Source organism: Butyrivibrio sp. AE3004, from assembly GCF_000703165.1.
Taxonomy (GTDB): domain Bacteria; phylum Bacillota; class Clostridia; order Lachnospirales; family Lachnospiraceae; genus Butyrivibrio.
Window position 1 is genome coordinate 1671145 of sequence record NZ_JNLQ01000002.1, and the last position, 15471, is coordinate 1686615.

At 36.6% G+C, this 15471-nt stretch carries 14 protein-coding genes; 1 reads left to right on the forward strand and 13 read right to left on the reverse strand.

What is annotated here, in order from left to right:
• Positions 1–121 precede the first annotated feature (121 nt).
• Positions 122–1912: an Rqc2 family fibronectin-binding protein gene (locus BV60_RS0110345; RefSeq protein WP_029321531.1), complete on the reverse strand. Its 1791-nt coding sequence runs from the start codon at positions 1910–1912 to the stop codon at positions 122–124.
• A 37-nt stretch (positions 1913–1949) separates the two neighbouring features.
• Positions 1950–4184 carry an LTA synthase family protein gene (locus BV60_RS0110350; RefSeq protein WP_051656652.1) on the reverse strand — a complete coding sequence of 745 codons (2235 nt, stop codon included), beginning with the start codon at positions 4182–4184 and terminating at the stop codon, positions 1950–1952.
• Positions 4185–4280: 96 nt separating this feature from the next.
• On the opposite strand from BV60_RS0110350, the gene BV60_RS0110355 reads away from it, so the two are divergent.
• Positions 4281–5114: a glycerophosphodiester phosphodiesterase family protein gene (locus BV60_RS0110355; RefSeq protein ID WP_029321534.1), complete on the forward strand. Its 834-nt coding sequence runs from the start codon at positions 4281–4283 to the stop codon at positions 5112–5114.
• Here BV60_RS0110355 and BV60_RS0110360 read toward each other — a convergent pair whose 3' ends face one another.
• The 11 genes from BV60_RS0110360 to BV60_RS0110405 form a co-directional block, all read right to left on the reverse strand.
• Positions 5115–5687 carry an Hpt domain-containing protein gene (locus BV60_RS0110360; RefSeq protein ID WP_197029549.1) on the reverse strand — a complete coding sequence of 191 codons (573 nt, stop codon included), beginning with the start codon at positions 5685–5687 and terminating at the stop codon, positions 5115–5117.
• Between the two features lie 74 nt (positions 5688–5761).
• Positions 5762–6556, reverse strand: coding sequence for a response regulator (locus tag BV60_RS0110365; protein WP_029321538.1), 795 nt, complete (start codon positions 6554–6556; stop codon positions 5762–5764).
• Complete coding sequence (locus BV60_RS21950) at positions 6553–7800, reverse strand: sensor histidine kinase (protein WP_051656653.1); 1248 nt, start codon at positions 7798–7800, stop codon at positions 6553–6555. The genes BV60_RS0110365 and BV60_RS21950 overlap by 4 nt, the downstream gene beginning before the upstream one ends.
• A gap of 27 nt (positions 7801–7827) precedes the next feature.
• Positions 7828–8184: a hypothetical protein gene (locus BV60_RS0110375; protein ID WP_029321541.1), complete on the reverse strand. Its 357-nt coding sequence runs from the start codon at positions 8182–8184 to the stop codon at positions 7828–7830.
• 86 nt (positions 8185–8270) lie between these two features.
• Positions 8271–8966, reverse strand: a complete 696-nt coding sequence (locus tag BV60_RS21060; RefSeq protein WP_051656654.1) for a PP2C family protein-serine/threonine phosphatase — start codon at positions 8964–8966, stop codon at positions 8271–8273.
• A 73-nt stretch (positions 8967–9039) separates the two neighbouring features.
• On the reverse strand, positions 9040–10044 hold the full coding sequence (locus BV60_RS21065; RefSeq protein WP_035777218.1) for a HAMP domain-containing protein: 1005 nt from the start codon (positions 10042–10044) through the stop codon (positions 9040–9042).
• Between the two features lie 18 nt (positions 10045–10062).
• Positions 10063–12237, reverse strand: a complete 2175-nt coding sequence (locus tag BV60_RS0110385) for an ATP-binding cassette domain-containing protein (protein ID WP_029321543.1) — start codon at positions 12235–12237, stop codon at positions 10063–10065.
• A 6-nt stretch (positions 12238–12243) separates the two neighbouring features.
• Entirely contained in the window at positions 12244–14427 is a 2184-nt protein-coding gene (locus BV60_RS0110390; RefSeq protein ID WP_051656655.1) for an NHLP family bacteriocin export ABC transporter peptidase/permease/ATPase subunit, read from the reverse strand.
• A gap of 16 nt (positions 14428–14443) precedes the next feature.
• Entirely contained in the window at positions 14444–14860 is a 417-nt protein-coding gene (locus BV60_RS0110395) for a hypothetical protein (RefSeq protein WP_029321547.1), read from the reverse strand.
• A 12-nt stretch (positions 14861–14872) separates the two neighbouring features.
• On the reverse strand, positions 14873–15130 hold the full coding sequence (locus BV60_RS0110400; protein ID WP_029321549.1) for a hypothetical protein: 258 nt from the start codon (positions 15128–15130) through the stop codon (positions 14873–14875).
• A 50-nt stretch (positions 15131–15180) separates the two neighbouring features.
• On the reverse strand, positions 15181–15393 hold the full coding sequence (locus BV60_RS0110405) for a hypothetical protein (RefSeq protein WP_029321551.1): 213 nt from the start codon (positions 15391–15393) through the stop codon (positions 15181–15183).
• Positions 15394–15471 lie beyond the last annotated feature (78 nt).

A 15471-nucleotide genomic window follows, 5' to 3' on the forward strand; every position in this document is an offset into this window, starting at 1 on the left:
GAAAGAAAAACCAACAGAATTAATTATACAATAAAAATCGGCAATCAATCAGTAAACAATCGATATTTCGTACTTTTTTAATAGTAATTTTATTTTTCACCAGTTAAAAAGAGCCTTATAATCACTCAATTTCTTTTAATGATGAAATGTCAGTTCCTATAACCATTGAATAATTTGTGTAGTACACAACAAAGCCCGGCTTTGCACCACTTGGTTTTTTAACATCTTTTCGTTTAAGATAATCTATTTCAACCTTCTGCTGTTCTTTTCCTTTTGAATAATAAGCAGCGAGGGAAGCTGCCTCTTCAAAGGCTCTGTCAGGAACTTCTTTACCTTCAGTAATAAGCACTACATGTGAACCGGGAATTCCTTTTGCATGAAACCACCAGTCCCCACCATTAGCCATCTTGAAAGTTAATTCATCATTCTGATAGTTGTTCTTACCAACATAAATATTAAAACCATCGCTGCTTACATAGTGAAAAGGTTTACTCTTCGACTTTACGGATCCGGGATTTTTTCCGTTCTTTCCTTTTCCGTTTAGTCTTTCAGCCGCGCTTCCCTTAATGTATCCTCCTTCTATAAGCTCACGCCTTATGTCAGTAAGATCATCCTCCTGCCTTGCAATATCTAAAGACGCAGCTATAGACTCAAGATGTGAAACAGTCTGAGACACTTCCTTCATCTGAGTTTCAAGCGCTTCTGCAGTCCTTTTCAATTTTGTATATCTGTCGAAATACTTTTTGGCATTTTGAGAAATAGAAAGTGTAGGATCAAGAGGGATGGTTACATCATTTCCTGAATTATAATCATTAACTGTTATGGATTTTGCCTCAGGTTCCGCACTGTACCCATAAACAGTAAGGAGTTCTCCGTAAATGCGATATTTATCTTTCTTTTCAGTATCCTTAAGCTGATTATTCTGAAGATCCAGTGTCCTGATATTTCTCTCAAGCGCCGTAGCTACCAGTTTTCTTAAATCTGAGGATTTTTGTCTTATCCTGGTTACAGTATTTTTTTCTGCATAAAAGTCCAGAAGTAGTGATGATATCTCATCATATTCCTTATATTCGGAATCACCACCATGATACATTGAAAGAGAAACAGCTGCATACTCCTTAGGCTTTCCATTTATATAAATAAGTTCCGGCGTAAACTTCTTCTCTTTAACAATATTCATCATTTGATCAAATGATGTCCATAAATCATTAAGCTCAGAATTTTCCAGTGCTATGGCAGATTTATCTGAATCCACTCCCGCCCTATAGCATATTTCATGAGATATTACGGGTGAAAGTCCTGTAAAGGTTCCGTAAAGAGCCTTAAATATGGCCTGACCTTTAGAAGGAATGATACTCATAAAGTCATCCTTTGTTGTCAAAAGCGGATCAAGCTTATCCTGAGTTTTGGGGACAAAATAGTCTCTTCCGGGAAGCACCTCTCTGACTGAGCTTACAGATGAAGGTATATGCTTTATAGAATCTATAATTTTATTATCCTCATCAACAAAAATAATATTGCTGTATTTTCCCATTAACTCAATGAGCAGCGTTTTATGACGAAGATCCCCCATTTCATCCAGATGTTCAACATCAATCCTGATAATTCTTTCAAGCCCCGGCTGTTCCACTGCTATGATCTTGCCATTTTGTATATGTTTTCTTAGCAGCATACAAAAATTTGGCGCTGTCATAGGACTTTGCTTGTTCTCATCAGTCATATATACCAAAGGCAATGACGCATCCGAGGACATAAAAAGTCTTCTCTGTCCCCCGCCGTTTTCAACAGCTCTTCTGACTGTGATAAGTAGCTCATCTTTTTCAGTCTGTGCTATCTTATATATTCTGCCACCAAGTAATTCACTTTTTAAGTCTCTAACAATATTTGCAACTGTAATGCCATCAAATGCCATTTCTAAACCTCATTTGCTTTTCATATAGCTTTTGTAATCAGTATCTTCTGCATTCCTTATCAAGCAGATCGAAATTCACATAATCCACAACTCTTCCGTTTGAATTTTTAACGACAGCAAAATGAAGACCTTTTCGTTCCATCATAATGTTGTTTCCGTTAATTTCCATAAGAAAGTCCCTGTCATCAAAGCTATCCCAGCTTCCTTTTAGATGATAAGAGAGATTATCGGATACTTTACCTTCAATTTCAGCATTTTTCTTAGACACAATAACATCCTTAGTATCGGAATTAATAGCTGCAGTAATGGTTATATCCTCACCCTTATTGATATCATCCTCTATTCCGAGATCATGCAGGAGTGTTATATCGTCACCTGTAAGTCTCATGGCTCCGCTCTTTCTTGTCGTTATGAAAACAGTATAATCACTTGATTCAGCATAGCTCTTCAAGGCTTTTAAATACTCGCCTATATCGGTCTGCTTAAGATTCATATCCCCGTGCTGTGAAAATAAAGATATTCGTGAACCGAGCGAACCGTTCATATATATTCTAAAGTCCGTATCACTCTCATCTATAGTTTCTGCAGGTAAAATGCTCACATAACTTCCATCAGTATTTTTTGTCATTTCCATACTGATAAGTCTGTCATAATCGCCTTCAGGCTCAACTTCCAATTCAACATTTTCAATCTGTTCAATATTATTTTCAATATTGCTGACCGTTATATTCACATTACCGTTATCGTCATATGATATGTCCACATCACAGGTAGGATCACTGTAATTCTGGCTTGCAATTGATTCTTCACTAATTCCGGCAAGCTCATTCATAAAGTGAGACTTTCTGTCGAGTTCACTTTTTTCGTATTCCATCCCATATTTTTCAAGAAGAGTTTCTTCCTCTGAAAACAAATTCGCTCCAAGTGCCAGTCTGTTTCCTTCAATCTCAGCACCAAGTGAAGCAATTGTAGTCGGAAACATATCAAGAGTTGTATAACTTCTCTTAACTTTGTTTTTTACGGAAGCATCCGCATTTATGAAGCACGTATATACAGTTCTTACATAATCACTTGGTACCTCATCGCAATAATCGGCATCCATAGTGGGATGATCTCCCACAAGAACTATCGTCGTATTGTCATAAAAGTCCTGTTCCTGTACCCATTTTACAAAATCAGCAGTCTGACGGCTTGAGCACGCAAACACATTTGAATACTGATCAGAAAATTTATCTTCACAGAGTCTGCATACATAACCATCCTCAAAATGTGTATCAACGGTAAGAAGCGTCATATTGAACGGTTCATCGTTCTTTGATAGCGCAGTAAGTCTGTTCTTTGCATATTCAAAAAGCTTTTCATCTTCAAAGCCCCACCAGACACCATAGTCCTGTGGAATCCATTGTTGCTCCTTGGCATAAGGATAATCAATTATGTCAAAGTCTCCATGTACCTTAAAGAAAAGTTCACGACCTCCAAATGTAGCATTGGATCCGCAAAGGTATTCCTGATGATAACCTTCATCCTTAAGAATATCTCCAAGTCCTTTTACAGTAGGAAAAAATGTTTCCTGTTCAGACATACTGTTTGCTTCTATACTGATTTGAAGCGGAAGACCCGTGGACTGTGCAAAAATCGCGCCCATGGTCCAATCGGTTCCCGGCATTGAAAATCCGCCATTTAATTTGCCGGTGCCGTCTCCAAAAAATTCGTTTTCAAGAGCCAAATTGGTAAGCTCCGGTATTCTGCTCTCTTCAAATCCGCCACCATGCGTTTTGTCAGCATCTGTAACTTCCATAGATTCAAGATAAATATAGATCAGATTTCTCTTCTTTTCTGGAAATTCGATTTTTACGCTGCCGGGATCTACATAGTTATCTTTAATAAAAGTTGAAGCATGTATCTGCTGATCAATATATGACGTCATATCCAGCTGAATCCAGGTATATATAACAGCTGCAAAAAAGGCTGCAGCTCCTGTAATTGCCACTATAAGATTTCTTTTTCCTCCTAAATCCTCTTTCTTAACAAAGATAAGGAATGCAAAAATGAGCGCTGATGCAATACATGCAGGTAGAAATGCTTTCATAACAAAAAGTTTGATCATTGCATGTGAAGCTCCGGATAGCGACATTTTTACATTAAATACAAGTTCGTTAACTGTCATGGTATTCCATGTATGGAAGAACCACCATGCCGTAAAGAAAAGCAGAAAAGCCACTCCTACAATAATGGTAGCAATTATGTTTTTTATTATATTTCTCTTTTTCACGCCTACTCCATAAATGTTATAATTATTTTTGTTTCAAACCAAGTTATTTTAGCACATAAGAAGTTTAAATAGCAAAACCAAAGGATAAACCTCATAATGAAAGCACAAAAATATTTTTACCTCATAATGATTTCTTTATTTATTTTTCTTATAGGCTGTACTAATTCCAATGATCTTAGCAAAATTGAAGCTATGCGGGATTTTTTTTCAGAGACAAAGTATATCATTCATGCCTGCGGGATAATATCCGATTCAGAAGGAAATGAATACGATTATACGAATTCCAGAGAAGCACTTGAAAACAGCTACGCCAAAGGAAACAGAATTATTGAAGCGGATTTTCATTACACAAGCGACCATGTACTTGTTTGCGGTCATGCATGGGGAGATCTTTATCTTGAAGGAAAGCAGCTGACTCCTGGCGAAGCCCCAAACTACTCTGATTTTCTGAAATGTAAGGTTCAGGATAAATTTTCTGTCCTTACCTTTGACGATATTGCAAAGTTCATGCGGCAGCATGAAGATCTTATACTTGTAACAGATACAAAAGAAACCGATATTGATACTTATAAAAAAATAGCCGCTGATTATCCTGACCTTAAGGAAAGATTTGTGGTTCAGATTTACCACGCCAAAGAATTCGAAAAAGTAAGAAAAGTTGGTTTTCCCTACATCATATATACCCTATATGAAACCGAAGATTTTGAGCGAACAAAAAAAGCACTCTTAAGTGCCGGTAAAATGCCAATCCTGGGATTTACTTTTCATGATAGTCTGACTAATGATGAGGAATTTATGAAAACAATGAAAGAGACCGGGTTACCTCTCTTCATCCATACCATCAATGATGATAAAGAAATGGAAAATTACCTTCAAAAGGGTATAAGCGGAATCTACACAGACCGTGTTGATAAAGCGGACTCAAAATAATTAATGATTCTTCAGGATATTTTCCATTTCATCCCATTTAAGTTTTTTTAAAAGCATGCTAAGCCGTTTAATCTTTTCTTTATCATCTGCAGGTAATTTATAGGCCTTAAGCTCATCAAGTACCATCTCTGCTGCATCATAATCCATTGAAGGAATTATTTCCTTAAGTGCGTTATACGCATCTTCAAGATATTCAGGTGATATCTCTTTTTGGGCGCAGTCATCATCTTCGTTTATCTTATCAAGTACGGAAAGTCTGTCCCTATAACTCTTATACAACTCAAGCAGCCTTGCGGTATTGTCCTCAATACATTTTACATCTCCGGATCTTCCGGCCTCTTCCAACATAAGCGCCATTTCTGACAGTTCAAAAGCACCTATTATTCTTGCAGTACTTTTCAAAGAGTGAACCTTGGTCGTGTAAAAACCAAGGTTCCCATCATTATAAGCATCTTCAATCTCTGCTGCTTTATTTTCAATACTGTTGTAAAACGTATTGAGAAATTTCAGAAAAGCTTTCTTGCTACCGCAAAAATTCAAGCCATCAGCAACTGAAATCCCTGAAATATTCATTAAAAAAGTTAAGTCTGACTCATTCATAAAAACATTATTACTCTTTTAAAAGTTTTTTTTCAACCACAGTGTGATCAAAAATCATCATCAAGCAATGAAGCTTCTGTAAGGCTTGCCCAATAATACGAATTCATATAAACACCACGAAATGATTTGACTGCGTCTTCATCACCGTCAAGATAATGATACATATCACAATCTATAAGCTCAGGGCAAATACGCATTGCTCCGCTCTTCACCTCTAAAATCTCGCTGATACCATAATCCTTAAGTGTATCCTTAAGGCTTCTGACTATAACATCCATCTGCTTTTGCATAGCTCTGTCATACATTCCATCTTCCCAGAGCGCTGCAAAGGCTTCAGCTCTTGTCACAGTACCACCTCTGTTATCAATGAGATAAGCAAGAAGTTCCTTTGACTTTGATCGCTTAAACACTACGCTTTCACCTTTTACGAAAAGATCGAAATTACCAAAGGTTTTAGCTGTTACAAGATATTCCGAACTCTCATCCTTGTTATCAAGCACATAACGAATTTCCTGATATAGTTTATCCTTCGCAATAGGCTTAAGAAGATATCCATCAGCATGAATAGAAAAAGCTTCCACGGCATATTCAGAATAACCCGTCAAAAAGATGATTGAAGTATTCGGGCTTTTATCCTTAATAATACCTGCCAGAGTCATTCCGTCCATCTCAGGCATATCGATATCAAGAAGTGCCACCCCCACATTTTCTTTTTCAATATATTCAGTGGCTTCCTGTCCGGATGTGAACCCTTTTACATCTTCAAATAAACCAAAATCCTCTAAAAGTGATACCGTCAAATCCAAAATAAGATTTTCATCATCAACACATATTGCTTTCACTTATACTCTCCCCTTACCGGCACTTTAATCGTAACAGTTGTTCCCTTGTCTATTTCACTCTCAATAATCAGCTCACCATTACATAGATTTTCAACTCTGTCACGAATGGTCTTAAGTCCATAGTGCATCTCGTCACTTTTTTCATAAGCTTCCAGGTCAAATCCTTTTCCATTATCCTGCACACAGATCAAGTTGAAATTATTCTCTCTTTTAACCGTTATCCAGATACTACCGTTCTTTCTGATCCTCACTCCATGCCTTATTGCATTTTCAACAATAGGCTGCAGAGTAAGTGCGGGAAGCTCAAAATCTTCCTCCTCAATATCATAATCAACCTTGATATTCGGAAATCTTATGGTCTCTATCTCGATATATACTCTGGTATGTTCAAATTCCTTATCAAAAGGTACAAGTTCATTTTTATCGAGTGAGCCGATATTGTTTCTTAAATAGGTTCCAAATTTTTCTGCCGTTGAAAATGCTTTTTTAGGATCCGTAAGGCACAGTGCCTGAATTGTAGAAAGTGTATTAAACATGAAATGAGGCTGAATCTGTGACATCATTATTTCTATGCGTCTCTCATTTTCAATAGCTTTTTCATGTTCTCTAACAAATCTCAGGTGCAGCCATATGTAATAAAATAGCGAACCTGTTACCACGGAAACAGTTAAAAAAGATATACGTGCATCAAAATTTGATACACTGTCAGCAATAGCCCCTAAAATAATAATCAGCGTTACTGTTATAGGAATATAATTTAGTCTTCTTTTCTCGCTTCTATATTTTTTTAAAGTCAAATAAATATGCCATATCAGTAATATACCACAAATAATGTGACATGAATAACCCAAGGGGCCTCTTATAAAAAGATTATCTTTTGTAATTTTGAAAGCAATTCCGGAAAAAAATGCAGAAAAGTAGATAATCGTATTCAAGACCACAAGTATCCAGGGCCTCTTATTGTCGCTTAGAAGACGTATAAACAGGACAATTATAACAGGCCTTATAACATAACAGAAAATACTTGTTACAAGCCGTAAAAAATATAATGATTTATCATGCTGAGAGAAACTCTCAATCTGAGTTACTATAATAACAGAAAAAATCAGAATGATATTCTCAAGCAATATCATTCTGTCCTTTTTTCTGATATATTTATCTGCCAATACAACTGCAGATAACCCCAAAATCTGCAGTATCAATGTAGCATTTAAAGCCAAAAGACTCTGTATTTCAATAGTCATAACAATAGTTCCCCGTTTGGTACAAATTTACTCCCCAGTACTCATAACTCTTTTTCTTAGCTTATTTTGATTTTCCTTACCAATAAGAAGTCTTCTTTTTAATTCATCGGTCTTAACTGCAAACTCATGGGAATTATCAATAAAATCCACATCTTCTTCAATATCTCTGATACTGTTTTCGATTGCTTTTACATATGAATTCTTCATTACCTGCCTGCTGAGAAGTGCAATATTATTTTCAACAATTTCTATTTTTTCACCAATATCATTGGAAATAATTTCCTCGCTATCATCATCAGGATAAAGAAGCGAATTTACCCGAGGCAAATCTGCAGATTTGCAGTTATCAAATAAATGAAATATTTTTCCAAATACACTATTCATTAAAACCCCCTCATAAAGAATGTAAAAAACATTCTATGAAGATATTGTAATAAATCTTGTCCAACAAATGTCCAACATATTATTTATCAGCCCTTATAGAAGAAAGATATCATGGTAATATCATCAAACTGATCTGCATCATTAACAAATGATTTGATTTCATCTTTTACAGTCCCGATTATCTCTTCAGGATTATCACTCTTATTTTTGTTAAGAGCCATAACAGTCCTTTCCATTCCAAACAGTTCATGTTCTTTATTTTCAGCTTCCGTTACACCGTCAGTATAAACGAATAAACTATCGCCGGGCAAAAGTTCGAAATTATGCTCATCAAATTTCAAATCACTCATCATTCCAAGAGGAACATTATGTTTATAAATTGCCGGAGTATAATCTTCTCCTTTATGTCTTAGTATCGGGTGCTCGTGCCCTGCATTTGCTGCTATGCCTTTACCTGTTGTAACATCAATAACAGAAAGCCATACCGTTACAAAGAATTCTTCTTCATTCCCTTCACAAAGCTGATTATTAACATCATGAAGAATCTCTGAAGGAGTATCTCCGGCTAAAGTCCTGGTCTTTATAAGTGTTTTGGCAATTACCATAAAAAGGGCAGCCGGCACTCCTTTACCTGAAACATCGGCAATTACGAGTGCAAGATGATCTTTATCTATAAAGAAAAAGTCATAAAAATCTCCACCCACTTCTTTTGCGGGATTCATGGTTGCAAAAATATCAAATTCCGTTCTGTCCGGGAAAGGCGGAAATTTGCGTGGAAGCATATCCTCCTGAATCTTAGTGGCAACATTAAGCTCTACGCTTATTCTTTCCTTTTCAGCAGTTATTTTCTGAACCTCATCGATATACTTGATCCACCGTCAGTACCATTTTAGAAAAGCTGTCTGCAAGTTTACCTATTTCATTGCCAAGATGAATATTAGATAGCTTATCAACAACTTCTGCGCTATCCTTTTTCTTATCATAAGATTCAATGCTCTTTTGTACTTTTTCAAGAGGTCTTAAAACATTTCTCTGAATGAGCGCAAGAGAAATAACAGCAAAAATCAGCTGAAAAAGAACTACTCTGAAAGTACTTTTTGAGGTTTCTTCTTTTATTTCCACTTTAACATCTGATGTCTGATAAGCTATTCCCAAAAAAATATGATATCCCGGAATATTCATATATGTCTTATAAGTATCTACATACCCTTCAGAACCTGCCAGACTATAAGTGTTTTTTAATGAATCTGTTAATGTTCTTACCTGTTCGTCAGACAAGCTTACAGTTGTTCCCAGAGTATATGCATCTCCAAAATTACTGCTTCTTGTCATTTTCCCGTCATTACCGCTGACAAGAAAGATTCCTTTTTTCAAATTTTCATCAGCAGCCATGATATAAACATAATCAACTTTATAGGAAGTTTTTATCTGATTTATACGTAGCAATATTCTGTTAAAAACGATCTCTGTAAGTAGTTTTCTGTCTTCTTCCGGTAAATTTTCAATATCATCTCTTGTTGCATCCAAGAGTGAAAATCCGCTGTTTCTATCAAAAAAAGTACGAATCTTATCATTTGTTGCTTCATCGGATTCGTATTCAACATCCATAATTTGGCTGTTTTTTATCCAATAATCAAATACAAGGTCCATATTATCGTACTCGTCAAGATAAGCATCTATGTCATCAAAGATGTTTGTAGCCATTTTTTCTCTCTGCTCAAGAACAGTATGCGAGGACATATTAGTAATGGATATATATGATACAGCGCCTATTATGAGTGTTCCCAAAAGAAAATAGATAATTATTTCCCAAAAGACACTTATTTTAAACCTATCATTATAGGACTTATACTCTGCCATGAAACTCCCCCTTAAAACCTAAGCCAACTGCCTTTTTACAAGTTCAGCAAAATATCCTTTTTTTTCTACAAGCTCCTCAAAGCTCCCCTCTTCTGCAATTTTTCCATCTTTCAAAAGAAGTATCCTGTCACAATTTTTAATGGTACTTAATCTGTGAGCAATTACAATTCTGGTACAATTAAGTCCATCAAGAGCATCAGAGACTTTTTTCTGAGTAATATTATCCAAAGCACTTGTAGCTTCATCAAAAATCAGTATCTTTGGCTTTGGAGCAATTGCTCTGGCAATCATTATTCTCTGCTTCTGGCCGCCGGAAATTCCGCCATGCCCTTCACTTATTATCGTATGCATTCCCATTGGCATATTTCGTATAGCATCGCCCATACCTGCTATTTCCGCTGCTTCCCACGCTTCTTCAAGAGTAAGAGATGGTGCGGATATTGTAATGTTTGAAAAAATATCGCCCTGAATGAGTGAACTGTTTTGTAAAACAACACCTATCTTTTTTCTAAGAGATTTAAGGTCAATACTGTTAATAGCCTTTTTGTCATAATAAATTGCTCCTTTCTCCGGTTTTTCAAAACCAAGAAGAAGTCTTACAAGCGTACTCTTACCGCATCCTGTTTCACCTACTATGGCAACGTATTCTCCTGCTTTGATTTTAAGTGAAAGATTATTTATTATGTATGGCATCGAATTGTCATATCTAAAGCTTACATTATTAAGTTCTATGCTTCCCGATAGCCTTTCTATAACTTCATTTTCAGAGTAAACTTCAGGTTCTGCGTTTAGTATAGGTCCTGCCATTTCCATTGCAGGCCTTATCTGTGCAATCGATGATGCTATATTTGCAAGAGCAACAAATGCTGCCATCACCTGTCCAAATGCTACATTAAAAGCATAGAAATCTGACTGACTGACATGATTTCTTGCCGCAAGATCATACAAAACTACATTTCCAAAAAGCAAAACAGCTGTAACAAGACAATTATTTATCTTTAAAAAGAAAGGAGGATTATATAAGCATTGCGCTTTCTGTGCAAACTGCTCCGTCCACTTGGCAAAAGCTCTTTTTTCCGCACCTGCAAGCTTTATCTTTTGAATTCCGCTGATAAGGCCATATGTAATTCCCATACCTTCCGCAGAAGCTTTCATCAGTTTTTTATTAACATGCGTTTGCAACAACGATGCAAAAAGAACAATAACGAAAACTAATAACACAATCGTAATAGCCGGCATAAATAATACCGGTGTAATGATAAATACCTGGTAAATATAAAAAAGAGACATTATAGCGGCAAGTATTGTTGAAAAAACATTACTTATGAGAAGTGAACAAACCTGTTCTATACTCTGTTCTCTTTTAGCAAGCTCGCCAGAACTGAACTCCCTGAAAAAAGATGCTGGAAGTGACATAATCCGCATCATAACAGCGGCTTCAACCTGAGCAGACATTTTCGTTTCAACCCTGAACAACAGCAGTGATTTTATTGTATTGATAAGCTGTGTAGTTATAACAGTTGTTCCTATTACAAGAGCTGTGCTAAGCAAAAATCTCATATTACCGGAATCAAGAACCGGACCCGTAAGAATTCTGACAAACAGAGGGATAAGCATTCCCAAAAAGACAACCATAAAGGACGCAAATGTGGCTGAAACAACATCTCCCGGAGTAATACAATGTGTCATAAAAGAAATCAGATCTGACATATCAAGCTTTCGCAGCGGAAGTGGCTTATAAAATACATAAGCTTCCTTAGAAAAGAGCTTTTCATCATGCTTTTTTACTTTTATTTTCCTGCCCGTTACTCTGTCTCTGTAATAATATCCTGACGTGTTTCTCGGAATCAGTAAAACAGCAGACTTATCCTCTTCAAAAAAACCAAGCATAAGACCTGTACCATCAAAACTCCAGCCTTTAGTTAGCTCAACCTTTCTTCTCATTATTCCATTCGGTTGAAGCGAATACTCAAGTTCTTCTTCCAGATTATCAATATTTGACGGAATATCAGTATTTTTGCAGCCAAAAAAGGTCAGAATATTCCTGATAACTTCAGAAGTATAAAGACGGTCATCATCAGCTATACTTCCCCTTTGACCAATGACAGCTCTTACCAGCTTTTCCATTGAGTATTCAAAAGCTTCCTGGTCTCTTTTATTTCTTTCTTTTATCTGATCTTCAAACCAGCCCATATTTCCTCATTCAACAGTTACAAGATTTTTATAAAAGCCATCGAGCTTAATAAGCTCATCATGAGTTCCTCTCTCGACTACCTTACCGTTGTCCATAACAAGAATATCATCACAATCCCTTATGGTAGATAGTCTGTGCGCTATGACAATACATGTAATTCCTCTGTTTTTTATAGCATTGACAACTTCATTTTCGGTTTTTGCATCAAGTGCACTTGTAGCCTCGTCAAGTATAATAATCGAAGGATCTCTGGCAAGAACTCTGGCAATCTCAATACGCTGCCTCTCTCCGCCGGACATATCTTTTCCACCCTCTAATAGTTTTGATCTGTAGCCGGAAGGTCTGGAAATTATCTTTTCATGAATCCCGGCATCCCTAGCTGCAAGAATCATTTCAAAATCCTCGATTGATTCATCCCACATTTTAATATTGTTTTCTACAGTATCTTCAAAAAGCTCAACATCCTGACTGGCAACCGATACTGAGCCCTTAAATACACCTTTGCTTATTTCATTTATTCTTTTACCATCAAATAATATTTCTCCGCTCCAGGGCTTATACAAACCTGATATAAGCCCTGCCATGGTTGATTTACCGCATCCGCTTTTTCCCACAATGGCAATTCTTTCTCCGGGCTTTATTTCCAAAGAAAAATCTTCAATAAGAGGATCCTTTAATTTACAATAGCCAAATGAAAGATTTTTGATTTCAACATTTCCTGTCAGCTTAGAAAACTCTCCTTCTTCTGATTCAAGTCCAAATTTTTCATCAAAAATATCATCTTCCGGATAATCCATCACATCACTTATGCGTTCCATGTCAGTTCTCATTTCAAAAATAGCCTGGCCTGAGTTTATAAGCATATTTGCTGGTTCCATAAATGACGAAAGAAATCCTTGAAAAGCCAAAATCATACCGACTGTAAATTGACCTCTCATAGCAAAGAAAACACCCAGTATCAAAACAACATAATTAGCAAGTGATGTTAAAAGAGGCGGGATTACGCCAAGATAGCTTTCAAGCACACTGTATTTTACATTTTGAGCAAGAACTGATGCCTGATATCCGGTCCATTTTTGAAAGAAACCATTTTCCGCGCCTGAGGACTTTATAGTCTCGGCCATTTCAATTCCAGAAATTGTTGCAGAGAGTAATTTCCCCTCGTCTCGCATCCTTACTCTTGTAAGATTTACTCTTTTCTCTGATACATATCTCGCAACAATCAAATTGATAAATATCGCAGAAAGACCTATTATCGTAAGCGGGTAGCTATACCTTAGCATAACGAAAAGATATACTATCATCATTACGGAATGTAAAAATAAAGGTGCAACCGTATCCACCAAAGTAGCTGCTATCGTTTCATTTACTTCTTCTCTCATAATAATATCCCCTGCCATTCTCTGAGAGAAGAATTCAATAGGAAGCTTCAATACCTTCCACATATATGTTGTTGCACCAACACATGCCATTTTGCCGCTTATCTTCAAAAAGTAAATTCTTGTTATCAGTTCACTAATAATCTGTAAAGTTGCAAGTATTACCATGAGAAATATAAACGGTCCAAGCCAGGTCCTGTTTATCCCTGTCAGAAGTCTGTCCATAAAGACTCTGGTCATGACAGGATTTATCACGCCAATCATATAGGAAATAATTCCTGTAACAGCGACAAGTGCCATTGCTGTTTTTGCTCCCTTTAGTCTTTTTGAAGCATATTCTGCCATGCTCTTTTTATTACCTGTAGGAACAAAGCCCTCTCCGGGAACTATCTGAAGAACAATGCCTGTAAATGAAGTATCAAATTCCTCCATTGTTATTCTGACATCGCCGCGAGCCGGATCGTTTATATAAGCATATCCGTTTTTAAATCCCTTAAGAACAACAAAATGATCTAAATTCCAATGTATTATACACGGAAAAATGCCATCCCGCTTTATCTCATCAATTTCAAATCTGTAACCTTTAGCATCAAAGCCATAGTTTCTGGCTGCCTTTAATATATATTTTGCATTGGACCCATCTCTTGAAACACCGCAGTCTACCCTGACTCTTTCAAGCGGAACCCACATACTGTAAAAAGCCATGATCATACAAAGGCTTGCAGCCCCACACTCAACAGCCTCCATCTGCATTATTACCGGAACCTTTGCAACTCCGTTCTTTACAGGATTTTTTACTTTTTTATTCATACCTGCATTCCTGTTTTTAGTCACTTAAAAGAAAATGAATCGGTTTTATGCTTTCAACTAAAATTTCACCTTCATACACACCATTAGGAATTTTCATATCGCAGCCAACAGATACTCTGCCATAAGAATCCTTATCAACATAATCTATAACAGATTTCTCATCACCGATGCATAAATTCTGCCCGGGTTTTATTGCATCTTTAGAGACATCACTGATTATCATCGTAACTCTTCCATCTGTAGCATATGCTTCACCTTTTATGATCGTATCGATGTCATCTATAGAAGCCCAAATAAAAAAAACTGCAAGCATAACCACAACCACCATAAGGATAACCCATATGGCAGGTGTAGTTACGTGCAGATAATCATTTAATGCTTCAGGTGAAGAAATCCTATCAATACTCTTTTTCCTGAAAATATTATCATTCATGAAAGCCCCCGGTTATAACCATGCTCCATCGGACGGTGCTTCAATAGAATCAGCAACCGTCACTTTAGACTTGGAAGTAACTGAATTACCAAGTCTACTTACTTTAGGTTTCTTTCCTTTGAGCTCTAAGGTGCCTGCATCCACAGCTTCACCGGTATAAACCGTTTTTTTCACAATATCCTGGTCTTTAGCAAAGAAAAATCCCGAACCACCGTTGACCTCATCAAGTTCCTCATCACTAAGTTCTGTTTTCAAATTTTCATCACTCATATGCCACTCCTTTCTAAAGCAAAAAGCTTTATAGCACATAAACGAACACATTATCCGGCAAAATAGTTTATCCCACCACAAAGAGGACATTCACACTTAGATTGCTGAATATCAACTCTAATGTTCTTCTGACATTTCTGACAGTTTACATCCATATACTGGATTTTCTTAACCTTGTTGAATCTCTTTATTTTCGCACTACCCCCGATTACATCCTCAAGACAATCGTCATCGAGAGGTATTCCTCCGGTAACTTCAATCATAGCTATCTCCTCCTCACAATTAAACTTACAAGAGAATAATAGCAAAATCTGTCCAACAAATGTCCAACATTAAGTTAA